The 23,606-nt window shown below is 32.7% G+C and carries 25 protein-coding genes; 15 read left to right on the top strand and 10 right to left on the bottom strand.

Annotation, left to right across the window (positions count from 1 at the left end):
- Positions 1–33: 33 nt before the first annotated feature.
- The 4 genes from A4F88_RS25305 (at position 34) to A4F88_RS02040 (ending at position 2,041) form a co-directional block, all read left to right on the top strand.
- Complete coding sequence (locus tag A4F88_RS25305; RefSeq protein WP_156062647.1) at positions 34–204, top strand: hypothetical protein; 171 nt, start codon at positions 34–36, stop codon at positions 202–204.
- Positions 182–748, top strand: a complete 567-nt coding sequence (locus A4F88_RS02050; protein ID WP_068840867.1) for a hypothetical protein — start codon at positions 182–184, stop codon at positions 746–748. The genes A4F88_RS25305 and A4F88_RS02050 overlap by 23 nt, the downstream gene beginning before the upstream one ends.
- Before the next feature lie 130 nt (positions 749–878).
- On the top strand, positions 879–1,454 hold the full coding sequence (locus A4F88_RS02045) for a hypothetical protein (RefSeq protein WP_068840866.1): 576 nt from the start codon (positions 879–881) through the stop codon (positions 1,452–1,454).
- A 17-nt stretch (positions 1,455–1,471) separates the two neighbouring features.
- Positions 1,472–2,041, top strand: coding sequence for a hypothetical protein (locus A4F88_RS02040; RefSeq protein WP_068840865.1), 570 nt, complete (start codon positions 1,472–1,474; stop codon positions 2,039–2,041).
- A 565-nt stretch (positions 2,042–2,606) separates the two neighbouring features.
- On the opposite strand, the gene A4F88_RS02035 is transcribed toward A4F88_RS02040, so the two are convergent.
- Entirely contained in the window at positions 2,607–2,990 is a 384-nt protein-coding gene (locus A4F88_RS02035) for a hypothetical protein (RefSeq protein WP_068840864.1), read from the bottom strand.
- A 100-nt stretch (positions 2,991–3,090) separates the two neighbouring features.
- Positions 3,091–3,510, bottom strand: a complete 420-nt coding sequence (locus tag A4F88_RS02030) for a hypothetical protein (RefSeq protein WP_068840863.1) — start codon at positions 3,508–3,510, stop codon at positions 3,091–3,093.
- 151 nt (positions 3,511–3,661) lie between these two features.
- On the opposite strand from A4F88_RS02030, the gene A4F88_RS02025 reads away from it, so the two are divergent.
- Positions 3,662–4,891: a multidrug effflux MFS transporter gene (locus A4F88_RS02025; RefSeq protein ID WP_068840862.1), complete on the top strand. Its 1,230-nt coding sequence runs from the start codon at positions 3,662–3,664 to the stop codon at positions 4,889–4,891.
- Positions 4,892–5,024: 133 nt separating this feature from the next.
- Here the strand turns inward: A4F88_RS02025 and A4F88_RS02020 are convergent, their stop codons facing one another.
- The 5 genes from A4F88_RS02020 to A4F88_RS02000 all read right to left on the bottom strand — a co-directional run bounded on the left by A4F88_RS02020 (position 5,025) and on the right by A4F88_RS02000 (position 10,635).
- On the bottom strand, positions 5,025–6,293 hold the full coding sequence (locus A4F88_RS02020; protein WP_068840861.1) for an NAD(P)/FAD-dependent oxidoreductase: 1,269 nt from the start codon (positions 6,291–6,293) through the stop codon (positions 5,025–5,027).
- Between the two features lie 125 nt (positions 6,294–6,418).
- Positions 6,419–6,943, bottom strand: coding sequence for a GNAT family N-acetyltransferase (locus tag A4F88_RS02015; protein WP_068840860.1), 525 nt, complete (start codon positions 6,941–6,943; stop codon positions 6,419–6,421).
- 78 nt (positions 6,944–7,021) lie between these two features.
- Positions 7,022–8,356: a DEAD/DEAH box helicase gene (locus A4F88_RS02010; protein WP_068840859.1), complete on the bottom strand. Its 1,335-nt coding sequence runs from the start codon at positions 8,354–8,356 to the stop codon at positions 7,022–7,024.
- A gap of 98 nt (positions 8,357–8,454) precedes the next feature.
- Entirely contained in the window at positions 8,455–9,993 is a 1,539-nt protein-coding gene (locus A4F88_RS02005) for a DEAD/DEAH box helicase (RefSeq protein ID WP_068840858.1), read from the bottom strand.
- 108 nt (positions 9,994–10,101) lie between these two features.
- Positions 10,102–10,635: a DUF6155 family protein gene (locus tag A4F88_RS02000; RefSeq protein WP_068840857.1), complete on the bottom strand. Its 534-nt coding sequence runs from the start codon at positions 10,633–10,635 to the stop codon at positions 10,102–10,104.
- Between the two features lie 103 nt (positions 10,636–10,738).
- Here A4F88_RS02000 and A4F88_RS01995 point away from each other — a divergent pair, with 103 nt between their 5' ends.
- Positions 10,739–11,026, top strand: a complete 288-nt coding sequence (locus A4F88_RS01995) for a DUF3817 domain-containing protein (RefSeq protein WP_068840856.1) — start codon at positions 10,739–10,741, stop codon at positions 11,024–11,026.
- A complete protein-coding gene (locus A4F88_RS01990) occupies positions 11,019–12,275 on the top strand; it encodes a mechanosensitive ion channel family protein (protein WP_068840855.1) in 1,257 nt (418 codons plus the stop codon). Before A4F88_RS01995 ends, A4F88_RS01990 begins: the two co-directional genes overlap by 8 nt.
- Positions 12,276–12,364: 89 nt before the next feature.
- On the opposite strand, the gene A4F88_RS01985 is transcribed toward A4F88_RS01990, so the two are convergent.
- Positions 12,365–12,793 (bottom strand): hypothetical protein, encoded by a 429-nt coding sequence (locus A4F88_RS01985; RefSeq protein ID WP_068841435.1) that lies wholly within the window; start codon positions 12,791–12,793, stop codon positions 12,365–12,367.
- A 243-nt stretch (positions 12,794–13,036) separates the two neighbouring features.
- Here A4F88_RS01985 and A4F88_RS01980 point away from each other — a divergent pair, with 243 nt between their 5' ends.
- From A4F88_RS01980 to A4F88_RS01965, 4 genes are all read left to right on the top strand, one after another.
- Complete coding sequence (locus tag A4F88_RS01980; RefSeq protein ID WP_068840854.1) at positions 13,037–13,438, top strand: glyoxalase; 402 nt, start codon at positions 13,037–13,039, stop codon at positions 13,436–13,438.
- 76 nt (positions 13,439–13,514) lie between these two features.
- On the top strand, positions 13,515–14,708 hold the full coding sequence (locus tag A4F88_RS01975) for a hypothetical protein (protein ID WP_068840853.1): 1,194 nt from the start codon (positions 13,515–13,517) through the stop codon (positions 14,706–14,708).
- A 69-nt stretch (positions 14,709–14,777) separates the two neighbouring features.
- Positions 14,778–15,353, top strand: coding sequence for a Crp/Fnr family transcriptional regulator (locus A4F88_RS01970; RefSeq protein ID WP_068840852.1), 576 nt, complete (start codon positions 14,778–14,780; stop codon positions 15,351–15,353).
- Between the two features lie 77 nt (positions 15,354–15,430).
- Complete coding sequence (locus A4F88_RS01965; protein ID WP_068840851.1) at positions 15,431–16,402, top strand: quinone oxidoreductase family protein; 972 nt, start codon at positions 15,431–15,433, stop codon at positions 16,400–16,402.
- Positions 16,403–16,484: 82 nt separating this feature from the next.
- Here A4F88_RS01965 and A4F88_RS01960 read toward each other — a convergent pair whose 3' ends face one another.
- Together A4F88_RS01960 and A4F88_RS01955 are read right to left on the bottom strand one after the other, a co-directional pair.
- Positions 16,485–18,227, bottom strand: coding sequence for a DUF885 domain-containing protein (locus A4F88_RS01960; protein WP_068840850.1), 1,743 nt, complete (start codon positions 18,225–18,227; stop codon positions 16,485–16,487).
- Between the two features lie 68 nt (positions 18,228–18,295).
- A complete protein-coding gene (locus tag A4F88_RS01955) occupies positions 18,296–20,272 on the bottom strand; it encodes an alpha-ketoacid dehydrogenase subunit alpha/beta (RefSeq protein ID WP_068840849.1) in 1,977 nt (658 codons plus the stop codon).
- A 171-nt stretch (positions 20,273–20,443) separates the two neighbouring features.
- Here A4F88_RS01955 and A4F88_RS01950 point away from each other — a divergent pair, with 171 nt between their 5' ends.
- The 4 genes from A4F88_RS01950 to A4F88_RS01935 all read left to right on the top strand — a co-directional run bounded on the left by A4F88_RS01950 (position 20,444) and on the right by A4F88_RS01935 (position 23,431).
- Positions 20,444–21,394 carry an isopenicillin N synthase family dioxygenase gene (locus A4F88_RS01950; RefSeq protein ID WP_068840848.1) on the top strand — a complete coding sequence of 317 codons (951 nt, stop codon included), beginning with the start codon at positions 20,444–20,446 and terminating at the stop codon, positions 21,392–21,394.
- A gap of 137 nt (positions 21,395–21,531) precedes the next feature.
- Positions 21,532–21,915, top strand: a complete 384-nt coding sequence (locus A4F88_RS01945) for a GxxExxY protein (RefSeq protein ID WP_068840847.1) — start codon at positions 21,532–21,534, stop codon at positions 21,913–21,915.
- A gap of 37 nt (positions 21,916–21,952) precedes the next feature.
- The gene (locus A4F88_RS01940; protein ID WP_068841434.1) at positions 21,953–22,285 is read left to right on the top strand and encodes a translation initiation factor; all 333 of its coding nucleotides are present in this window, start codon (positions 21,953–21,955) and stop codon (positions 22,283–22,285) included.
- Between the two features lie 276 nt (positions 22,286–22,561).
- Positions 22,562–23,431 (top strand): nucleoside phosphorylase, encoded by an 870-nt coding sequence (locus A4F88_RS01935; protein ID WP_068840846.1) that lies wholly within the window; start codon positions 22,562–22,564, stop codon positions 23,429–23,431.
- Positions 23,432–23,606: the final 175 nt, after the last annotated feature.

Genomic DNA, 23,606 nt, shown 5'->3' with positions numbered 1-23,606 from the left:
AGCGCAAAGTCGAACAACAAAAAACAGATTCAAATGAAAAGTCTTAGTACAATTACAAACGTTCTTAAAATTATTGTCAAATATGGTGCTATTATCGCGGTCGCTGTGAAAGTTGTGCAATTTGCGCATGACGAATTTGCAAAGCTATCTGAAGATAAAGAAACCAAAAAAAGCCAAAAAGATGTCGAAAACGTTTCTGAATAATCCCAAAGTAGTTAGAGGATTAAGAAATAATAATCCGGGTAATTTGATTAGAACCTTTATAGCTTGGCAAGGAAAAATACCACATTCCAAGAATACGGATTCAAAATTTGAGCAGTTTGAAAATATCTATTACGGTCTAAGAGCGATGCTTAAAGACTTAATAAACGATATTAATAAAGGTAAAAATACCGTTAAATCTTTAATTTCAGAGTATGCGCCTAAAAGCGATAATAACGATACAGATGCTTATATTAAGTCTGTTGCTGCAACACTTGGTGTCGCACCTATGCAAAAGCTTACAGAAATTAATTCTAAATTTTTACTTAGGCTTGTTCGTGCTATCCTGCAAGTGGAACTCGGTAAAAGTGCTCATCAACAAGTAACTGACGCGGATATCATTAAAGCAATTACAATGCTTGGTGATGTTTCAACGTCAAATCTGAAAGTGAATATAGATAAGTTCGCTTTGGCAAAACAGTACATTTTGCCTGTAATTATAACAATCGGTCTTTTTTTTTATTCGTACGTGACCATAACAATTTAAAACAAAAATCCAAATGGAGAAATTAAAACAATTCTGGAATGAAAACACGAAAGTAATTTTAATCGTGTTAGGTGCTTTAGCAGCGTATTTTATTTACACTAAAATCAAGCAAAACCAAAAGTAAAAAGATATGAGAAATACTAGGAACAATAAACCTAGCTTCTTAGATACGAAAATAATCCCGTTCTTAAAGAAGTACGGGATTTTTTTAGTCGTTCTTTTTCTTGTATTTCCTTACGCATACAAGTATTTAAAAAGAGCAATTGAAAGTGTAAAAAACACTAATCTAGAAGCTATCAAAGAACAAAATTCGAACGAAAACGCAAAGGCAAGTCCTGATATCGTAAAAAAGAAAGTAGCTGACATTAAAAAGTCTTATCCAAGTATTTCACAAAAGACAATGGATACTATAGTTGCTTCTGCTTTTAAGATTGCGGAAGCGTTCGGTACTAATGTAGATGATAATCATGTTTTATTAGGCGGTACAATTGATTTATATAATATTTCTTCTTGGTCTGAGGACGAAAAAACCGCTATTACTTTCTTAAAAAAGCATACAGGCACATTCCCAATTTTAGAGGATGTTTATTATAAAACTGCAACTAAATCTAAGAACCTGAGAAACGATATTATAAAATATTTGTCAAAATCTCAGTACTCTGAACTAGCTAAATTTTACAAATCAAAAGGCTATAATTGGCTTTAATTCAAACAATATAAATTATGTATGTATTATATTATTTAAACAGAAATCTACAGTTACAAACTCTTGAAGTTGATTCTTTAGATATTCCTTTGCTTATTCCTGAGGATTTAATTTTTTGTAATTTAAGAAAAGGAATAAATTTTATAAAAGAACCTAATGCGTGTATTGATTTTACACATTTGGAACGCTTAATTATTTCTTCTGAGTTTACAGATATGGCCATGTTAAAGGATAATGATTTTAGAACTCAAAATTCGTATTTAACTGCTTTGTGTGTCGTTGATATTATACCCGTACTTTTAAGCGTTGATTCTGTTTCAGCAGAGGGGAAAATTTATTTAACGGATGTTCAACAGGAGGTTTTAGATAGAATTTATAGCTGTTCGGGTGATATCGGCTTAACGATGCACGTTATTTCAAGTGATGGAATTGAGCGTACTTATTCTTATTTTAGTTATATGACTTTAGTGTATGACATGGGCATGTATCGAATTGATTACGTAGAGCCTTATCACATTAAGCAAATTTGGTTTACGGATAACAATGAACACTTTGCAAAGTCTAATGTTTACACTTATCCAGAGTAAAAAAACTTCTTCCCCTCTCCCACTCGGGTAGGGGAGGATTTACAAATTAAAAATTTAACATTATAAATAAGAATAATATGTATATTTGCCTAAACTTCTACGAGAAATAAAATGACTACTTGCAATGGTCTCTCGTGATAAAATCATAGATACATGAAAGAAAACCTCTCTATTTATAAAAGTCTGCGCATTGATTTGTGCAGGCTATTTTTTTATCCAATCCAAAGACGCAGTCTTCGTGACAGGCAAATAAAAAAATAAAAGCTTGCCCCTTTTTCGGGGGCAAAACCATTTTTTAAAATAAACTGCCCTTTATTTTAAAAACCCCCAATAAAGCCAAGCGGTAGCGCCAAGCGTTGGGTACTTCAGAAACAAACTTTAACCCATAAAAAAAAGAGCCTCGAACGGTACTTGCAATACCTCGGCTCTCATTGATAAAATCATGACAAAGATACAAAACACTTCCGAAAAATCTAATTTTTCATACTATAAATTATAGTTCAAATTATGTATGTTTTAAAAGTGGGCTTTTTGGCTATATTTTATGATTTTTGTTGTGTTTGTGCTACTCGTAGAGCTTTGTTAGAAAAGTTTCTTTTGGTACAATATCAGATCCGCCTCGCTTATTAAATTGCATTGTTGAATCGTTTGCATATAAAACAACATTTGCAGAAAGATTATTTTTTGTTTTTAAACTGATATATGCTTTTTCGCCTAAAGTTGCTGAATATCCGGTAACTTCCATAACATCCGTTTTAAATTCAGGATTGTCGCTTATAATTTCTGCTGTACCAAAAATCTTTCCGTTAGACTGTGCAATTGTTATTGTCAGAATATATTCTTTGCTGCATTTTTTACAATTTTCTGTGCTCCAGGTTCCTGTAAATTTATTTATTTGTGAATATCCTGAAAAAGAAATTAGCAACAACAATAGAATGATTTTTTTCATTTTAATTTCAAAAATTATGATTTAACTGAATCTGTTTCAAATATAATGCAAAAAAGCATCCGCCATAGCGAATGCTTTTATTTTTGAATAGAAAATTATATTATTTTAATTTTTTCAGATAAACTGATTTTCCGTTTAATGAAACGTTTATTTCATTGTTTTTTTCTGAAAAAGTTGTTCTTAACGCGTTTCCTTTAAAAATTGAAACTTCTCCGTAAACTTTTCCGGTTTCTGGTGAATCGTATTCAAATAATAATTTTTTGTTGTCTGGCTCAATTCCAATTTTGTAACTTGAAAATTTCGAAGTTGCCAAATCAAATTCCTGCTGTGAATCGATAATTTTTCCATCAGCATAGAAATTCGTAACACTTTTGTTTAAGGTAATGTCAGGGTAATATTGATTAACTTTTTGTAATAATGCATACTGCTCAACATTTGCATCTTCTTTTTTAGACGTAATGGTTTGGGCAAATGAAACTGTTGTAAAAATAAAGGCAAATAGTAAAATGTACTTTTTCATAATTTTTAATTTAGGATTAATAATAAATGATTTTTGGAATTCAATTAACTATTTAATAAAGTCGCTTTTTTTTAGATTAGAGCCCTTTAATTATATAACAAGGTAGTAAATATTTACCTTTGCAGAAAATTAAAAGCAGTTTTTTAAGAAAATGACAACAAAAAATTACATTAAACTCATTCTTATCTTAGGTTCTTTAACCGCACTTGGTCCTTTTTCAATCGATATGTATCTGCCTGGTTTCTCAGGAATTGCAAAAGATTTAAATACTACAGTCGCAAAAGTTTCGATGAGTTTGTCGAGTTATTTTATCGGAATTTCTGCTGGACAATTACTTTACGGACCGTTATTAGACCGTTTTGGGCGTAAAAAACCTTTATTTTTGGGTTTATTGGTTTACATTTTAGCTTCATTAGGCTGTGTTTATGTTGCTGATATTGATTCTTTTATATTATTGCGTTTTATTCAGGCTATTGGTAGTTGTGCTGCAACGGTAGCTTCAGTAGCGATGGTGCGTGATTTATTTCCTGTAAAAGATATTCCAAAAGTTTTCTCACTTTTAATGCTTGTTTTGGGACTTTCGCCAATGCTGGCTCCTACAATTGGTGGTTATGTAACTGAGGATTATGGCTGGCATACCGTGTTTCTTATTTTAATGTTTATGGGAATTGCTATTTTGATTGCTTCTCAAATTGGCTTACCTAATAGTTATAAACCGGATACTTCTATTTCATTAAAACCAAAACCTATTATTGAGAACTTTTTAAAGGTTCTTAAAGAGCCTCAGTTTTTTACATATGCATTTACGGGATCAATAGCTTTTTCTGGCTTATTTACATATGTAGCGGCCTCACCTATCATTTTTATGGATATTTATCATGTTGACGCTAAAACATACGGATGGATTTTTGCCTTTATGTCTGTTAGTTTTATAGGTTCCAGTCAATTAAACTCCGTTTTATTAAAGAAATTTTCGAGTGAACAAATGATATTTGCAGCATTAATTTCGCAATCAGTAATCAGTATTGTTTTTCTCGTTCTTTCTTTGAATAATCTTCTGGGTTTATATGAAACTATCGGAATGTTGTTTTTGTTTTTGGGATGTTTAGGAATTTCAAATCCAAATACTGCAGGACTTACGATGGCTCCTTTTGCTAAAAATGCCGGAAGTGCATCGGCGTTAATGGGCGCAATTCAGCTTGGTTTAGGTTCTGTAGCTTCTTTTGCTGTTGGTGTTTTTGTAAAAGATTCTGTTGCGCCAATGGTTCTTATCATGACAACTACTACTATTATCGCCTTTATTGTTTTGAATATTGGAAAGCGTTTCATTAAAAATAAAGTCGAAATTACGGGTGATGATGAAATAATGGCCGGACATTAAATTTTCAAATTTCAGTCTTTGTCGACTTTCTAATACGATTTTTCCCTTCAGCAGAAATGTCAAACTTGTAAATATAAAAAGCCAGAATTTTTAAGTTCTGGCTTTTTCATTTAACAATGTAATTAGAATTAATCTATTCCAATTGTTGTTTTTTATCAGGTCTGATAATCATTCTAAGAGATTGATCTCTCGCGAAATAAGCGACCATCCAGTTCCAAAACGTATTTAATCTGTTACGATACGTGATTAAAGAAATTAAGTGTATAAACAACCATATAATCCAGGCAAAAAAACCTTTAAAATGCCATTTTGGGCTTGGTAAATCAACCACAGCTTTATTTTTTCCTATAATTGCCATTGAACCTTTGTCATTGTAAGCGAAAGGTTTTAATGGTTTGTTGTTGACTAATGCCTTGAAGTTTTTAGCCAGATTTAATCCTTGTTGAATTGCAACCTGAGCTACTTGCGGATGTCCGTCAGGGAAATTTTTATCTCCTGATAATATGGCAGTATCACCAATAGCATAAACATTTGTAAGCCCATTTACTTTATTGTATTGATCTGTTGCCATTCGTCTTCCGCGACCGTAGCTTTCTGTTGGAATTCCTTCAAATATTTTAGCAGAAACTCCTGCTGCCCAAATTAAATTTTTGGTTTTGATGGTTTCACCATTTGCAAAATGTACTGTATCGTCAACATAATCCGTAACACGGCTGTTTAGTTTTACGACAACTCCCAGTTTTGTTATGGCGTCCAGAGTATCTTTCTGAGATGCTTTACTCATTGGAGCCAGTAATGCGTCTCCCCCATCGACCAAATACACATTACTCGCTGATGTTTCGAGTTCCGGATATTCTTTTAACAGAATGTTTTTACGCATTTCAGCAAACATTCCAGAAACCTCTACTCCTGTTGGCCCTCCTCCGGCAACCACAATCGTTAATAATTTACGGCGTTTTCGAATGTCTTTAGTAATCGCGGCTTTTTCAAGGTTTTTAAGCAGGGTATTACGCATTTCGATGGCATCATTTAAGGTTTTCATCGGAATGGCGTTTTTCATTACGTTTTCCATACCAAAGTAGCTTGTTTCTGCTCCTGTAGCAAAAACCAGATAATCGTATGATAATTCGCCGTTGTTCAAAATAATTTTATTCTCGGCAGGAACCACAGAAAGTAATTCGCCTAAACGAAATTGAAGATTTTTTTTGCCGGCAAAGAATTTTCTAAAAGGATAGCTGATGCTGGATGGTTCCAGGAAAGCGGTTGCAACCTGATATATAAGTGGTGGAAAAAAATTATAATTGTTTTTGTCTACAAGTGTTACCTGAATCTGAGGATGGTTTACAAGTTCTTTTGCCAGATTTATTCCTGCAAAACCACCTCCTATAATGACTATGTTCATATATGTTTTTTATTAAGTAGGATTATGAGTAAAAATGTTTGCTTTTAGCAGTCGTATAAATTTAACATTATAAATCCATATAAGAAACTCAAAATGGAGTTTTCTTTAATTAAATTCTAATGAAATTAATTCACTAATTTGAGCTTCATCATAAGATCTGTCTGCTCATCGTTTCCTAATTTAAAAATGTGTTTGTCAAATTCAGTAAAATCATTTTTTCTGTAGAAACTGATAGCCCTGTGGTTTTTTTCCCAAACACCCAACCATATATAATCTGATTTTTTGTCTTTTGCTATTTGAATCGCTTTGTCATATAACAATTGCCCGACTTTTTTTCCATGAAATGCTTTTAAAACATAGATACGTTCAATTTCAAGGGATTTTTCGTCTTTCAATTCGGTTTGCGATTCACCGAAGTTTATTTTTAAATAACCAATAGCTTCATTGTCTAGTGTTGCAAAATAAAATTCAGAGTTTTGATCTGTAAGTTCTTTGGTCAATTTTTCGTTTGAGAATGAGTTTTCAAGATAGTTTTTCATGTTTTCATCAGAATTTGATTCTGAAAAAGTTTCATGAAAAGTCTGTCGGCCAATCTTTTGCAATTGGTCGATTTCGCTTAAAGTTATTTTTTTTATCTGAATATCAGCCATTATAAATTTATGTTGTTTTTAAGTTGGGATTACCTTATAAAAATACAACATAAATCAGTAAAGCATGGGCTTGAAAGCTTACTTTTTGAATTTTTTAACAGGCTTTTCAGTTATCTCAATCTTGTTTTGAAGAACATAATTTGCTAACAATTTTTCAATTAGTTCGTCTTTGGTAAGATGATGAAAAACGGTTTTTACTTTTGTTTTCAAATCAGCTGAAATATCGTGATTGGGTTTTGTTTTAAAGATTTGTTTGGCCCATAAAAGTGTATTGTTTTCTTCTAAACTTATTGCAGAAGGTTTTTGAAACGGAGTAAATGTAATCCCTAATTCATTTTCAAATTCAGGAATTTCAATAGCTTCTTCTTCCTGTAAAACAGTTAAAGAAAGTCCTTTTGCTCCTGCCCTGGCGGTTCTTCCGCTTCTGTGAACATAAGTTTCGTAAGTATCCGGCAAATGATAATTTACCACATAAGAGATTTCTTTGACATCGATTCCTCTGGCAGCCAAATCTGTAGCAACCAGGATATTGATATGTCCTTCGCGAAACTGTTCCATAATTCGGTCACGAATTCCCTGAGATAAACTTCCATGTAATGCTCCCGAAGAAAATCTGTTAATAGCCAGATTTTTAGCTAATTTGTTTACAGCAGCTTTGGTTTTGCAGAAAATAATACCGCGTTCTCCTTCTTTTGAATTTAGAAAATGCATCAAAACTTCCAGTTTTTCAATAGGATCAACTACAATATATTGGTGATCAATGCCTTGATTGCCTGTAGTTTCCATATTAGCACTAACCTGAACAATGTTTTTGTTTAAGTAGTTTTGAATCAATTGTTTAATCGTTCCCGGTAAAGTAGCAGAGAACAATAACGTACGGTGTTTTTGGGGTAATTCTGCAACAATTTCGTCTAAACTTTCCTTTAGGATAGAAACCATTTCATCGGCTTCGTCTAAAACTAAATATTGTGTTTGTTTTAAATCAATTGCTTTACGCTGAATTAAATCGATTAAACGCCCCGGTGTTGCTACAACAATATGAGTAGGTTGTGATAATCGCTCTATTTGAGGTTTTATTGGTATTCCGCCACAAGTTGCAGCTATAGAGATATTGGGAATGTATTTTCCAAAATCTTCCAGATTTCTGAATATTTGCTGACCAAGCTCTCTGGTTGGAACCAAAATTACTGCCTGAACAATTGGTGATTCAGTATCAATTAATTGTAATAACGGTAATCCGAAAGCGGCTGTTTTACCAGTTCCGGTTTTGGCTAAACCTACTACATCATGGGTTTCAGATAAAAGTAAAGGAATTGTTTTTTGCTGAATTTCTGTTGGTTCAACAATATTCAATTCGCTTAAAGCTTTTAAAATTGGTGCTGAAATTCCTAATGATGAGAATTGTTTAGACATGTGTTTTTGTTTATTTTATTTTATTTGTTTTGTTTCAGGTTTCAGGTTTGTTGTAACGCATACAACTTGAAACCTGAAACCTGAAACTTTTTTTAAAATCAATCCGGTTCGTTCATGATTTTTTCACGATACTTTTTCCCGATTAAAAGGACTAATTTTTGTTTGTAATCATCTACAAGCCATTCGCGGTAGTTTTTACTGCATTGACTCAAACATTTTGCGTAACGTTTAATACGGCAATCAATATCGTCATCAAGCTCTTTTCCTAAAGATTTTGCTTCTTGCAAAGTTTCAGTATTGTCTACACACATTGAAGCGTGTTGCTCTAATGATTTGTCTAATACGACTTTAGAACGTAAATTTTGTTTGATAATCAGTTTGTGTTCTTCATCAACATCAAAAGTAACATCAGCCGTTTTGCTGAATTTTGCTCTTAATTCTGGTGGCATACTGTATTTGAAGAACATTTCGATCTCTGTATCATCACGAAGATTTTCCAAATAAAATTCCGGTGATTTAAAGATGTGTTGCCAGTTTACAGGCTCGCTCCATAAACCAAAACGTGCTGCATTATTACCTAAATCAATAACTGTAAATTCGTCTTTACCAGGTAATTTACGAGATCCACGACCAATCATTTGGTAGTATAAGGTTAAAGATTTGGTTGCTCTGTTTAAGATAATTGTTTCAACTGTTGGCTCATCAAAACCAGTTGTTAAGATTCCTACAGAAGTTAAAATAGCATCCGGAGTCTTTTTGAACCATTGCAAAATGTCTTTACGCTCTTCAGAACTACTGGTGTTGTCAAGGTGTCTGATATCATAACCTGCTTCTCTAAATGTTTCATATACATATAATGAAGTATGAATACCGTTATTGAAAATCAGGGTTTTTTTACCTAAAGAACGCTCTGTATACGCATGCAGCAATTTTTCCTGCATGATGGTATTGGTATATAGATCATCTGATGATTTTACTGTATAATCCCCGTTGATACCTACTTTTAGAGACGTTAATCCAACATCGTAGCTATAAGTTGTGGCTCTCGCAAGGAAACCTTTGTCAATTAATGAACTAATTGTATCTCCCACAATAAGTTCATCATAACTCTGGTGCATTGGTAATTTTATATTTGAACTCAAGGGTGTTGCTGTTACTCCAAGAATAAAAGCATTTTTGAATGAGTTTAATAATTTTCTAAAGGAATTGTAATGTGCCTCATCAATAATGACTAAACCAATATTGTCTAAATGTAATTTTTCGTCATTAATACGGTTTTTTAAAGTCTCAACCATTGCCACAAAACAAGAAAAATCGTTTTGGTCAGGTAATTCTTTTACTTTACTATTAATGATTTTATTAGAAACACCAAACCCTTTCAGCATTTTTGAGGTTTGTTTACAAAGTTCGATACGGTGTGTTAAAACCACGACTTTTTTATCGTTATTGGCTAAATAACGACGAACGATTTCAGAAAAAATTACTGTTTTTCCACCTCCTGTGGGTAATTGGTACAATAAATGATGTTTCGAAGGAGCATTGTCTAAACGATCAAAAATGGCATCGATATCGCCCTTTTGGTATGCATAAAGTTCTTTTTTCTCTTCTCTTTCGATTTCTAAAGTGTTTTGAGACATTGTTGATTTTTGGATTTTTGCAAAAATACATCTAAAAAACAGTTATTCATCTTATTTTAACCTAAAATAAATGTTTTTTTTAAATAAGATTTTTTATAAGAAGTGCTTTTAAAAGTCGATTTTTTCTAAAATTGCCTCAAAATCGTACTTATTTTTCCATTTTTGTTGCATAGTTTCTTGTTCAATCGCAATAATTCTATCCTTGAAATCATTTAAAATTCCGTTAGAAATTAAAAAATTCACCGCTTGTTCGAATGAATTAAACATGCTTTTGTAGAATAATTCCTGCTTAATGAAATTGTTTGCAGAATAGGTTTGAGCAATTTCGATATTGTAAAGCATGATATCTGCAATAACAAATGAATCAACTCCGATCATTATAAAATGTTTGATAATTTTTTGGGCTACAGAACGGCGTAATTTTGCTTTTGGACGCCATTTTGCGCTGGGTTTCTTTACAGGAAAATATTCGTGCGAAATTTTTACCTTAGATTCCTGTAAAAGTTTGTCTTCCTTAGGATTAAAAACAAAATCGTAATAAACTTTTACCGGACTAAATTTTTCGTACAGTTCGATAATCTGCTCTTCAAGTTGTTCTTTGCTTAATTCGGCTAAATATTTTTTTAAATCGCGTTTACTCATTATCAAAGTTTAAGATTACAAAAGTAAATTACTTTCCTGATTCATACCGCAAAAACCAACCATAATACTTAATTTTGCTTGTATAAACTCAAAAAATATATACATGCTCAAGATTTTCAAAGTTACTGCAATTTTAGAGGGAATCTCTTATTTAGTGTTATTTACCAATATGCTTTTTATTAAAACTAACAATCCTGAACTTTACCATACCTTATTACGTCCGCTTGGAATGGCTCATGGTATTTTATTTATAGGATATGTTTTATTGGCTTTTTTACTCAGAAAACCACAAAACTGGGATTTAAAAACTTTTGGAATCATACAGATTGCTTCACTTATTCCTTTTGGAACTTTTTATATAGAGAAAAAATATCTGGAAAATAATGCATAAGCTTTTGGATAAAATATTTAACTTTTTATATCCGCTTTTCAGGGACTGGGGAATGAGCCGCAATTTTGCGTCTTATATTAGTCTTATTTTCAACATTGCCATTATGGTGGCTTTGGCTTTTGCCATTTATTATATCGCCAAATTTGTTTTGGTAACCCTGACAGCCGTATTTGCGCAGCGTACCAAAACAAAATTTGATGATTATTTAATTCATAACAAAACCACAAAATATACCGCTTATTTAATTCCGTTTTTCTTCATTTATAAAGCGGTTCCTATTATTTTGGACAAATATGAGTATTGGGAATCTCTTTTTGGAAAAATTGTTGGGATTTATATCGTTTTAATCAGTTTATGGATCATCAGAACCATTTTTAATGCCTTAAGGGATTATTTAAAACAAAAACCGGAATACAGTGATAAACCTATTGACAGTTTTGTTCAGGTTATTATGATTGTGCTTTGGATTTTTGGGGTTGCCATGATCATTTCGACTTTGTTCGGTATTAAAAAAGGTGAATTATTAACTATTTTAGGAACACTTTCGGCTATTATTATCTTGATTTTCAGAGATACTATTTTAGGATTTGTTTCGAGTGTTCAGGTTGCGATAAACGATATGGTTCGCATTGGCGACTGGATTACAATGGATAAATTTGGTGCTGATGGAGATGTTATCGAAATCAATTTAACGACTGTAAAGGTTCGAAATTTTGATAACACCATAACCACGATTCCAACTTATGCCCTGAGTTCAGATTCGTTTCAGAACTGGCGTGGGATGCAAAAATCTGACGGAAGACGTATCAAAAGACATGTTTTAATAAAAAGCAGCAGCATTCGTTTTCTGAATAATGATGACTTAAATCACATGAAAAAGGTTCAGTTGATTACTTCTTATATAGATACCAGACAGGCCGAAATCGAAAAGTATAACGATCTTAGAGGTATTGATAAATCACTTTTGCTTAATGGTCGCAATATGACCAATTTAGGTTTGTTTAGAAAGTACATTATGCAGTATTTATTAGATCATCCGGGACTCAATAAAAATATGCATATTATGTGCAGACAATTGCAATCTACTGCACACGGAGTTCCGTTAGAGATTTATGTTTTTTCGAGTGATAAACGCTGGGCAAATTACGAATATATTATGTCTGATATTTTTGATCACATAATGGCTTCGGTTATTTATTTCGACCTTGAAATATTCGAATTACCTTCCCAGATTGGTCCGTTAAGTTAGGTTTCAGGTTTCAGGTTTTTACTTTAAACATAGTTTTAAAATCAATGAAATCGTTTAAGCCTGAAACCTGAAAAAAAACAAACTTGAAACTAATTTTTTTCTTCAAAAACAAACTTCGAATTATCATATTCTATTGGAGTACCAGGCATAAAACACGGAAGATTAAAGTATGTAGTTATTATGCCGCTTCCTAAATATAACTTGTTTTCTTTTTTTAATAAAGCCAACGGAATCCTTTTCCAGCTTCCTCCATTAGAAATAAAATGAAAATCACCTCTTAGAGTGTCTCCTTTTATATCTCCCCTGACATCTCCCGAATCTTTACCAATTTTATTGTAAAATATCTCGTAACGTCCGTAAAATCGTTTGTCGTTAATGTTTATAGCCAAAATTGCTGTGTCTTTATTATTTACAGCACGATAAATAATGTGATTGTACTTGCTTTTTTCATCTTTAGAATTGCAAGAACCTATTGCGATTAAAATTAAAGGAAGAAAAAGGATAGATTTTATATTCATTGATTGAAGAATTTTTCGAACCATATAAGTAATATAAGTTCATTTAAAACTAAAAGTTTATTTTTAGTATTGTTAATTTAGAATAACTTTTTAATAAATACATAAAGTTTAAATTGTTGGATTTCTTTAATTTAAACATTTTTATACTGTATTAATGATACTTACATTTTATATTTTTTTATATAACTTATAGGGTAAAATTAATTTTTGCATTGGAATTTTTTCTAAATTTAAAGAAAAAAGATGGAAGATAGAGATGCTTTTTTAAGAGAATTCAGAGGCGAAACTTTAGGAACTGTAAGTGCTCAATCTTCACCGGATGAGTTATTTCAAAATCAGACGATTAGACCCATTTTAAAACTTCAAAATGATTTGTTTATTGCGGTTTTTATCAATTACATCAATAAAAACAAAGCTGATTTTTATTCGTATACCATAGAAAAGAAACTTCAGACTATTGAAAATTCCATTCAAAAAGATATTAAGTTCCGAAATTCACTAAAAGGAATCGTTATGGCACTTTTTACAATTGAAGAGTATGATACTTATATCCAGAATTCATCCAGTTTGAATAAAAGAATGATGAATTTATTAATAGACCGATTGAAAAGTCAGGTACAATTGTTTGAGTTGGAAACAAATTAAAATTTGCTTTCATAGTTTATCTCATAAGAGGCTGTAACAAATAGTGATTACGGGAGTCTTACTTTAAAACTTCCAAATGAACCTAAAAACTATTTTACCTGTTCTTGCTATTACAATATTTACAGCTTCGGGCTTTTCGCAAAGTGTAAATAAATTACCCGACAGCCTCATTGTTAAAAACGTATTTTTTTATAAAAACGGAAACTTTGAAGGGAAAGGCTGGGATTTATTAAAAAAAGAATTAACGAAGTCGCATCTTGTGTGTATTGGCGAACAACATGGTGTAGCCGAAGTTCCTGTTTTTACAGGGAAAATTGCAGAAATAATTCAGCCTAAAGCTTTAGTTGTTGAGATTGATCCTTATACAGCAACTAAACTAAGTGAAATAGCAAAAAAACCGGCAGAATATTCAGATTATTTTAAGCGTAAGCCTTATGATTTTGCTTTTTACAGCTGGCAGTCAGAAATGAATTTAATTCATAAGATAACGCTTTCCAATGTAGAAATTTGGGGAATCAATGAAATTAATTTTCTTTCAATCCCTACTTTTTTTGAAACACTGGCTTCAACAGCCAAAGAAGATTCTAATAAAAAAATAGTCTTGAAAAAAGCAGCGGCATATACCAAGAATGATTTTCCGCTCTATGGAGACACTAATAAATACAACGATTTTATAGCATATCGTATTAAGAATTCAGAAGTTGACTCTTTATTATATGACTTTAGAAACGAAAATGCCATAAGTCAAAAAATGTTGAGAGATCTCAAGCTTTCTTTGCCTATATTCTCAAATACAAGTTATCAGTCACGGGTAAGTCTGATGAAAAAAAATCTGCTCAATTACCTATATCCTTATATTACGGCAGATGAGATTAAAATTCCTAAATTACTCTTCAAACTTGGAGCAAATCATGCAAGTCGCTGGGAATTTGAAATAAGTGAACTTGCAGACAATCTGGTTGATGCTGCAGGTAAAAAATCATTACATATTTTGGCTATCGGAAAACAAGGAACTATTAATGCAATGGCTCCTGTAGATAATAACAAAGCAATTATAGCTTATAATGGACTTGAAGAATTTAAGGAATTTATACCTTTTTTTGAAAAAGTTAGTAAAGATGAATGGATCGTTTTTGATGTAAGACCTATTAGGCGTTTGCTATCAAACAACAAAATAGTAATAAGTGATCCCAAATTAAAATCATATATCATGGGTTTTGATTTGTTTGTATTTTTTGATAAAGCTACAGGAGACAAGTTTATACAGTAAGCAATGTTAAAATAATTGCTCTCAAAATATTAAAGTGTTATTTTGCAGGTACTTTATAATCAAAACAATATGTTTAACCAATTCCGAAATAAATTTCCCCTAAGCGATGAAAAATGGAACGAATACATAAGTTGTTTCAATCGCATTGAGGTTCCTGCAAAAACAATACTTTTAGAGGAAGGAGAAATCTCAAAGAAACTTTTTATTATCGAAAAAGGCTGTATTCGGGTTTGGTTTAATAATAACGGAAAAGATCTTACGACTCAGTTCTTTTTTGAAAACCAAAGTGTTGCTTCGATCGAAAGTTTTATGAAAAGAAATCCAAGTCAGGTTGTTGTAGAGACCATCGAAGCTTCTGTTATCTGGTGGATTCACAAACATGAATTAGATAAAATTCTGGAAGAAATTAAAGAAATTCCGGAATTGAGAGACCGTTTAATCAATATGTTATTTCAGCGCACTTTTGATTATATGAAATATTTTGTTTCTTTTATAAAGGACTCTCCTACTCAGCGTTATCTTAACTTAATTCAAGAAAGGCCTCAAATTGTTCAGCGTGTTCCGCAACATTATATTGCATCGTATTTGGGTGTTAGTACTGTTCATTTAAGTCGTATTAAAAGTAAATTAGTTCAAGAGAAATAACCCGTTTGTATTTGATAACAAATGTTATCGTTTACTTATTATCATGAACCGAACTTTGCATCATAAAATTAAATATTATGAAAGCAGCAGTAGTTTATAAAAAAGGCGAATTGCCAAAATATGCAGAATTTGCAGAACCAATTGTAAGTACCGAAAACGAAATTTTATTTTCGGTAAAAGCGGTAGCCATTACCAATCTGGATAAAGGAAAAGCAAGTGGTAAACATTATTCTTCTGAAGGTGATAATCAAAATGGTTTTGTAATTGGAAGTGATGGCGTTGGCATACTTGAAGACGGAACACGAGTGTATGCCCGCGGAAACAGCGGTACAATTGCCGAAAAAGCTATTATTGACAAAAACATATTTGTTCCTTTGCCTGACGGAATCAGTGATGCGGTGGCGGCTTCGCTGCCTAATGCAGTTGCAGGTTCTGCAATGGCGCTTCGGTTTAGAGCCGGAATAAAACCCGGAGATACTGTTTTGATAAACGGAGCAGCCGGTTTTACAGGTCAAATGGCCATTCAGATTGCAAGACATTACGGAGCAAAAAAGATTATTGCTACGGCAAGAAATGAAAAAACATTTGAAAGCCTTTTGAAATTAGGAGCTGATGAAATTATTTCTCTAAAACAGAATGATCAGGAGATTCTGAATCAGCTTAAGGCAATTAAGGAAAATACACCTATTGATATTGTTCTGGATTATTTGTGGGGACATTCGGCAGAGTTAATTTTTGCTTCTTTAAAAGGGAATGGATCTTTTACCAATAAAGTACGATATGTTTCCATTGGTGCGATGTCTGGCGATTTGATACAATTGTCATCCGGAATTTTAAGGAGTGTCGATTTACAATTGTCGGGTTCCGGTTTAGGAAGCTGGACAAAAGCCGAAGTGAGATTGTTATTTTCAGAAATACTACCTGAAATGTTTCTTTTGGCCGCTCAGGACAAACTAAAAGTTACTATTGAAACAGGAAAACTGGCTGATATTGAAGAAATGTGGGCAAGAGAAGTTTCAGATGGTAAACGTCTGGTTGTTCTGATTTAAAAGAAATCCTGACTCAAAATAAAAAAAGGATTGACAAGCTATTTTTGTCAATCCTTTTCTTTTGCTGTTTTTCTCTAAAAACTTATTCTTTAGACAGCATTAATTCTTTGATGTATTTTACCGGAGCACTTCCAAAACTTAAGAACTTTTCATGGAATTTTTTTAGGTTGAATTTATCTCCTTCTTGTTTTTTAAGTTCTTCTCTTAAGTTGTAAATTTCTGTATAACCTGTAAAATAAGAACACAATTGAACTTGTGATAAAGTAACACGTTTCCATTTTCCATCTGCTTCTGCCTGTTGCTGAAAAGCTTCTTTGGTCAATAAATCGATAGCCGCTTCTTTAGACATGTTTTTAGTATGAACACTAATATCTAAAATAGTATTACAAGTTGTTCTTAAATTCCATTTGTAATACATCAACCACATTTCGTCAGAGTTTTTATAGCCACTTTCCAACATCATTTTTTCAGCATAAACCGCCCAGCCTTCAACCATAGCGCCATTTCCTAAAATAGATTTAATAATACTTGGAGATTGGTTACTGTAAACCAATTGTGTGTAATGTCCGGGAATTGCCTCGTGAATATTTAAAATCTGAAGAATATAATCGTTGTATTCACGTAAGTAACTTTCTGCATTTTCAGCTGTCCAGCCAGACATACTTCCTACATTATAATATGTATTACCGTTTTTATCATAAGGTCCCGGTGCCGAGATTGATGCTCCTGCTACTCCCGCCATATAAGCCGGTTCTTTACGAACAACAAGTGGTTTTGAAGGATCAATATACAATAAATCTTTGGCTTTTACATAAGCTGTTAATTCCGGGATTTGTTTTTCGATTTCAGATTGAAATTTTTCAGGAGTTGTATGTTGCAAAGAGATTTTATCGATTACTTGTTTGATCAAATCCAGTTTATTAGCTGGTTTTGGCTCGTTTCCTTTGTATTTTGTCCAAAGTTTATCAGCCAGAACAAACATTTTGTCGTGTAAGTCTTTTTTATGATCAACGGCAATTTTATAAATCTCATCAGCTGTATAGCTCGATTGAATGTCAAAATTGAATTTTTTAGCATATAATGCAGAACCCAATCTAAAAGAACGCGGTGTTTTATTTGGTAAGCTTTTTAGCCAGTTTGCATAATCTGTAATGGCTTTTACAGCTACTTTTGCTTTGTCCTGAATTTCTTTTTTCTCAGCATCACTTAATTTACTTTTTTGTAATGCCTCATTCAAATCTGCTGTAAAAACAGTAGATCCGCCAAGGTTTTGCGCTATAGCAAGATCTGTATGTTCAACAGTTGGATTTTTGATGTTTTTTTTAGCCGCTTCATAATAAGCAGGAATATTATTCATTTTAATATTGAATGCGTGTAAGCGAACATCTAATGAATCGTATTTACCGTTTAAAATCTCTGCAAAAGCACCACAAACATTATATTCAGAAGGATTCCACTCAGAAGATTTTACTTCTTTGATATTAAAAATTGTGCTTTCAAGCTGATTTTTGATCATCTGAAAATCAGTCTTATTGTTATCAGACAAATCTTCAAGTTTGAATTGTTTTAAAGAATCTAATTGTGCGTTTGCAAAATCAATTTGTCTTTTTTCTTCAGTTGCATCCGGAACAACCAAAAGACTGTCTAATTTATGATAACCAACTCCCGAAGCCCAGCCTGGATTGATTTTCCATAAATCTGTAACAAAGCCGTCTTTGTATTTATCAAATTTCTCGTCTAAAGCTTTATCACCGTTAGACTTAGTACTTTTATTGCAGGAAAAAAGTAAGGTAATTGCAAAAAATGAAACAAACAGTTTTTTCATAAGTTAATTTTTTAATGCTTTAAAGATAAAAAAAATGTTCATTATGCAAAACTATTTGGTATCTCTAATCAATATTTCAATAAATCTAATAAAACCTCTTCAAAACGGTTTTTGGCTAAAAACTGATCTTCCAATGCTTTGGTAAACGGAATTGGCGAATCTAAACTGGCTACTCTTTTTACCGGAGCATCCAGATATTCAAAACATTCTTCCATGATTAGTGCCGAAATATCGCTTGCAATTCCGCCAAACAAAGTATCTTCCTGATAAATAATTACTTTACCTGTCTTTTTAACTGAGGCAAAAATAGTCTCAGTGTCTAAAGGCTGTAGAGTTCTTAAATCGATTAAGTCTGCTTCGATTTCAGGATTTTGGGCTAAAGTTTCTAATGCCCAATGCACAGGAGCGCCAAAAGCAATAATGGTAACCGATTTTCCTTCTTTTAATACAACAGCTTTACCAAGCGGAATAGTATAATAATCTGTTGGAACATCCTGATAAACGCTGCGATACAATTGTTTATGTTCGAAAAATAAAACCGGATTTGGGTCGTTTATAGCCGTATTTAAAAGTCCTTTTGCATCATAAGGAAAAGCCGGATATACTACTTTTAACCCCGGTGTTTTGGTAAACCAGGCCTCATTGGTTTGAGAGTGAAAAGGTCCTGCCTGAGTTCCGCCGCCACAAGGCATGCGAACCACGACATCAGCTTTTTCGCCCCAGCGATAATGCGATTTGGCTAATAAATTCACAATTGGATTAAAACCTGTCGAAACAAAATCAGCAAATTGCATTTCGACAATTGCTTTGTAACCGTTTATCGATAATCCCATTCCGGTAGAAACTACGGCACTTTCGCAAATTGGAGTATTACGAACACGGTCTTTTCCAAATACATCTACAAAGCCATCTGTAATTTTAAAAGCACCGCCATATTCAGCAATATCCTGCCCCATAATTACAAGATTATTATGACGTTGCATCGATTGCTCTAAACTGTTTCTGATTGCGTCTATAAAGCGAACATTTTTAACTTCTTCTGACGGATTAACTTCTTCAAATTGATATGGTTTATAGACATCATCTAATTCTCCGCTGTAAGTTGGAATTATCTCCGGTTCAGCATTTGCAATAGCCAGATTTTCGTCTATTTCCTGTTTGATTTCGTTATGTAATTGCTCATCAAGTTCAGCGGTAAGAACTCCTGTTTCGGTTAGGTATTTTTGGTAATTTGCAACAGGATCTTTCGTAGTCCATTCATCCATTAATTCCTGCGGGACATATTTGGTACCACTCGCCTCTTCATGTCCACGCATTCTAAAAGTTTTAAACTCTAATAAAACCGGATGCGGATCATTTTGCATATGCTCTTTAAGCTGAGCTAGTTTATTATAAATTTCCAGTATATTGTTTCCATCAATAATATAACTGTCAATTCCGTATCCGACGCCTTTGTCTGCTAAATTTTCACAGGAATATTGTTCATTTGTCGGAGTCGAAAGTCCATAACCATTATTTTCAATAATAAACATTACCGGCAATTTCCAGACAGCTGCAATATTTAAGGCTTCATGAAAATCGCCTTCACTTGTAGCACCTTCACCGGTAAAGACTGCAGTAACTTTTTTATTATTCTGAAGTTTATCGGCTAATGCAATTCCGTCTGCGATCCCTAATTGCGGACCCAAATGCGAAATCATTCCTATAATTTTATATTCCTGAGTTCCAAAATGGAAACTACGATCTCTTCCTTTGGTAAAGCCATTTGCTTTTCCCTGCCATTGCGAAAATAAGCGGTGTAGCGGAATGTTTCTGGTGGTAAAAACACCTAAATTCCGATGCATTGGCAATATATATTCTGATTCATCCAGGACAGCTGTCACTCCTACTGCAATTGCTTCCTGTCCTATTCCGGAAAACCATTTAGAAACTTTTCCCTGACGAATTAGAATAAGCATCTTTTCCTCGATTAAACGAGGCTTTAAGATCTTTTTGTACAAGTCTAATAATTGGCTATCAGTAAGGTTTTGTCTGTAAAAAATCATAGTGGTTCTAATTTTTAATGACTCAAATATAGAAAATTATAACATTTTTATTTGTTTTTGTTATAATTTTTTAATTTTATTATAACTTTTAAAATTGAATTCTAAAATATTCTCTACCTTTGTTATTGAAAGGTTTTAAAGCGCCTTTTATCTTAAATAAAAATGTAAAGTATGCAAAACATTCCTAGTGTAGACTTACGTGATTTCCTTTCGGGCGACCCGGAACGTAAACAAAAATTTGTAAATGAAATCGGCAGTGCATTTGAAAACATTGGCTTCGTAGCCCTAAAAGGTCACTTTTTAGACGACCAGTTAGTAGACGAGCTTTATGGCGAAATTAGAAAATTTTTCGCTTTGCCAATAGAAACTAAGCATAATTATGAAATTCCCGGCATTGGCGGGCAACGAGGGTATGTTTCTTTTGGAAAAGAACATGCTAAAGGACGCAAAGAAGGAGATTTGAAAGAGTTTTGGCATTTTGGTCAGTATGTTGACAAAGATTCAAAATATGCTTCAGAATATCCGGACAATGTTGATGTAAAAGAATTACCTCAATTTAATGTTGTAGGTAAAGAAGCGTACCAAATGCTTGAAAAAACAGGTGTTTATGTGTTAAGAGCTTTGGCTTTGCATTTAGGTTTAGATGAGTTTTATTTTGATCAGTATGCAAAAGAAGGAAACTCTATTTTAAGACCAATTCACTATCCACCAATTACTTCAGAGCCTGAAAACGCAATTCGTGCTGCTGCTCACGGAGACATTAACCTTATTACGCTGTTAATGGGAGCTCAGGGTAAAGGATTGCAGGTTCAGAATCACGATGGTGAATGGATTGATGCAATTGCTGCAGATGATGAATTAGTAATTAATGTTGGTGATATGTTGTCAAGACATACCAATAACAAATTAAAATCAACAATTCACCAGGTAGTAAACCCACCAAGAGAATTATGGGGAACTTCACGTTATTCAATTCCATTTTTCATGCATCCTGTAAGCGATATGCGTCTGGATTGTTTAGAAAATTGTATTGATGCTGAAAATCCTAAGAAATTTGAAGATATTACAGCGGGAGATTATTTATACGAACGTTTAGTAGACTTGGGATTAATAAAGAAATAAACTTTTTTAAATCTCAATATTTTTAAATTCCAAATTCCAAACTATCAATTGGGATTTGGAATTTAATTTTTACAAACTATAAATTTGGAATTTTTATAAAATAGAACGCAGATAACGCGGATTTTTCAATATAAAACATGAGTACGCTTTTACACGAAGAATTAACAAAATCAATTTTAAAGGTATTTTACGATGTTTACAATGAGTTAGGCTATGGGTTTCTTGAAAGAGTTTATCAAAATTCATTATTTTATGAGCTTAAAGCAAGAGGTTTTAAAGTTGAAACTCAGAAAAAAATAAAAGTATATTATAAAAAGATGGAAGTTGGTGATTATATTGCTGATATTATTGTAAATGATATTGTGATTTTAGAATTAAAAGCACAAGAATGTTTAATTGAAGCAAATGAATTTCAACTAATCAATTATTTAAAGGCAACTGAATGTGAGGTAGGACTTCTTTTAAATTTTGGTAAAAAACCGGAATTTATTAGAAAAGTTTATCAAAACTTTAGAAAATAAAAATCCGCGTCATCGGCGTTCAAATATTATTAAAAAAATGGACTTACAAGATCAATTAAAAAATTTATTCCCGGATCACGTAGAATCAAATGAGCCTGAAGAGGTTCAGGAGCAAAATCATGTGCTTTATATTCAAAAAGAGCCTATGATTTGTAAATTCGAAAAGCGAAAAGGAAAAGCCACTACTATTATCGAAGGGTACGAAGGATCTGATGAAGACTTTAAAATTCTGGCCAAAGAAATCAAAACAAAACTGAGCGTTGGCGGGACTTTTAAAGATGCTTCGATTATTATTCAAGGTGATTACCGGGATAAAATCATGGAAATCCTGAAAGCCAAAGGGTTTAAAACAAAACGTGTTGGTGGGTAAATTAATCAATTCCAAATTTCAATTTGGACGAATTTAACCGCAAAGAACGCTAAGAGTGATAAATATAAGTTTTAATAAAAATGTATAAGTTCGTAAAGCTTTGTCTTAAAAAATTAGATTTCCAGTTATTGAAATTTCAAAAAGAAAATAAAATAAAAATCAGTGACAATCCGTTCAATCCGTTAAATCTGCGGGCATAATAAGATACAAAATTATACGTCTCGACAGAATACCTTAGGACCTCAGAACCTTTGCCACTTAGAACCTTAAAAAAAAATGATACAAAACTCAGAACTAATACTTAATCCTGACGGAAGCGTTTACCACTTAAACCTTCGTCCAGAACATATAGCACACGATATAATTTTTGTTGGAGACCAGAACAGAGTCGAAAAAATTACCCAATTTTTTGATACGATTGAATATTCTGCACAAAAAAGAGAATTTAAAACCCAAACCGGAATTTACAAAGGAAAAAGAATCTCTGTAATGTCAACCGGAATTGGACCTGACAATATTGATATTGTTGTAAATGAACTGGATGCTTTGGTAAATATTGATTTAGAAACGCGTCAGCCAAAAGAAAAACTAACTTCATTAAATATCATCAGAATTGGAACTTCGGGTTCTTTGCAGGCTGATATTCCTGTAGATAGTTTTGTAATGTCGAAATATGGACTTGGTTTGGATAACATGCTTCGCTCCTATTTGATTGACGAAGTATCGAATGCTGCCATCGAGGATGCTTTTATCAATCACACTAACTGGGATATCAGAAAAGGAAGGCCGTATGCAATTGCCTGTTCTGAAGAATTGGAGAAATTAATCGAATCTGATAAAATTTTCAAAGGAATTACCGCTACAGCCGGAGGTTTTTACGGTCCACAAGGACGTGTTTTACGTTTGGATATTCAGGATTCAGAATTAAACAGTAAAATGGATAATTTTACTTTTAATGAAGAAAGAATTACTAATTTAGAGATGGAAACGGCAGCGATTTACGGACTTTCGGCTCTATTAGGCCATAATGCCTTATCTTTAAACGCTATTATCGCCAATCGTGCTTCAGGAACTTTTAGTGAAGATCCGTATAAAGCTGTTGATGAGTTGATTGCATATACTTTGAATAAACTGGCAGAGAAATAATTTGAAAATTCTTTTTAGAGTTGAATAAATAATTTATGATGCATTTAATTCAACATGTTTTACAATCCTTTTTTTTAGGGATCGGAGGTTTATCTAGATGGTGTTTCTTTCAATTGTTGAATGCATCTTTAGAAGATAAATACTCTAAAGATTTAGCATATTATTGGGATAATAA

The sequence above is a fragment of the Flavobacterium chilense genome, from assembly GCF_001602525.1.
GTDB classification, from domain to species: Bacteria; Bacteroidota; Bacteroidia; order Flavobacteriales; family Flavobacteriaceae; genus Flavobacterium; species Flavobacterium chilense.
This window is presented reverse-complemented; position numbering and strand designations above follow the sequence as displayed.

Excerpts from the sequence above, each read along its gene's own strand:
- A4F88_RS25305 (WP_156062647.1), top strand. The coding sequence starts at position 34 with ATGAAAAGTCTTAGTACAATTACAAACGTTCTTAAAATTATTGTCAAA.
- A4F88_RS02050 (WP_068840867.1), top strand. The coding sequence starts at position 182 with ATGTCGAAAACGTTTCTGAATAATCCCAAAGTAGTTAGAGGATTAAGA.
- A4F88_RS02045 (WP_068840866.1), top strand. The coding sequence starts at position 879 with ATGAGAAATACTAGGAACAATAAACCTAGCTTCTTAGATACGAAAATA.
- A4F88_RS02040 (WP_068840865.1), top strand. The coding sequence starts at position 1,472 with ATGTATGTATTATATTATTTAAACAGAAATCTACAGTTACAAACTCTT.
- A4F88_RS02035 (WP_068840864.1), bottom strand. The coding sequence starts at position 2,990 with ATGAAAAAAATCATTCTATTGTTGTTGCTAATTTCTTTTTCAGGATAT.
- A4F88_RS02030 (WP_068840863.1), bottom strand. The coding sequence starts at position 3,510 with ATGAAAAAGTACATTTTACTATTTGCCTTTATTTTTACAACAGTTTCA.
- A4F88_RS02025 (WP_068840862.1), top strand. The coding sequence starts at position 3,662 with ATGACAACAAAAAATTACATTAAACTCATTCTTATCTTAGGTTCTTTA.
- A4F88_RS02020 (WP_068840861.1), bottom strand. The coding sequence starts at position 6,293 with ATGAACATAGTCATTATAGGAGGTGGTTTTGCAGGAATAAATCTGGCA.
- A4F88_RS02015 (WP_068840860.1), bottom strand. The coding sequence starts at position 6,943 with ATGGCTGATATTCAGATAAAAAAAATAACTTTAAGCGAAATCGACCAA.
- A4F88_RS02010 (WP_068840859.1), bottom strand. The coding sequence starts at position 8,356 with ATGTCTAAACAATTCTCATCATTAGGAATTTCAGCACCAATTTTAAAA.
- A4F88_RS02005 (WP_068840858.1), bottom strand. The coding sequence starts at position 9,993 with ATGTCTCAAAACACTTTAGAAATCGAAAGAGAAGAGAAAAAAGAACTT.
- A4F88_RS02000 (WP_068840857.1), bottom strand. The coding sequence starts at position 10,635 with ATGAGTAAACGCGATTTAAAAAAATATTTAGCCGAATTAAGCAAAGAA.
- A4F88_RS01995 (WP_068840856.1), top strand. The coding sequence starts at position 10,739 with ATGCTCAAGATTTTCAAAGTTACTGCAATTTTAGAGGGAATCTCTTAT.
- A4F88_RS01990 (WP_068840855.1), top strand. The coding sequence starts at position 11,019 with ATGCATAAGCTTTTGGATAAAATATTTAACTTTTTATATCCGCTTTTC.
- A4F88_RS01985 (WP_068841435.1), bottom strand. The coding sequence starts at position 12,793 with ATGAATATAAAATCTATCCTTTTTCTTCCTTTAATTTTAATCGCAATA.
- A4F88_RS01980 (WP_068840854.1), top strand. The coding sequence starts at position 13,037 with ATGGAAGATAGAGATGCTTTTTTAAGAGAATTCAGAGGCGAAACTTTA.
- A4F88_RS01975 (WP_068840853.1), top strand. The coding sequence starts at position 13,515 with ATGAACCTAAAAACTATTTTACCTGTTCTTGCTATTACAATATTTACA.
- A4F88_RS01970 (WP_068840852.1), top strand. The coding sequence starts at position 14,778 with ATGTTTAACCAATTCCGAAATAAATTTCCCCTAAGCGATGAAAAATGG.
- A4F88_RS01965 (WP_068840851.1), top strand. The coding sequence starts at position 15,431 with ATGAAAGCAGCAGTAGTTTATAAAAAAGGCGAATTGCCAAAATATGCA.
- A4F88_RS01960 (WP_068840850.1), bottom strand. The coding sequence starts at position 18,227 with ATGAAAAAACTGTTTGTTTCATTTTTTGCAATTACCTTACTTTTTTCC.
- A4F88_RS01955 (WP_068840849.1), bottom strand. The coding sequence starts at position 20,272 with ATGATTTTTTACAGACAAAACCTTACTGATAGCCAATTATTAGACTTG.
- A4F88_RS01950 (WP_068840848.1), top strand. The coding sequence starts at position 20,444 with ATGCAAAACATTCCTAGTGTAGACTTACGTGATTTCCTTTCGGGCGAC.
- A4F88_RS01945 (WP_068840847.1), top strand. The coding sequence starts at position 21,532 with ATGAGTACGCTTTTACACGAAGAATTAACAAAATCAATTTTAAAGGTA.
- A4F88_RS01940 (WP_068841434.1), top strand. The coding sequence starts at position 21,953 with ATGGACTTACAAGATCAATTAAAAAATTTATTCCCGGATCACGTAGAA.
- A4F88_RS01935 (WP_068840846.1), top strand. The coding sequence starts at position 22,562 with ATGATACAAAACTCAGAACTAATACTTAATCCTGACGGAAGCGTTTAC.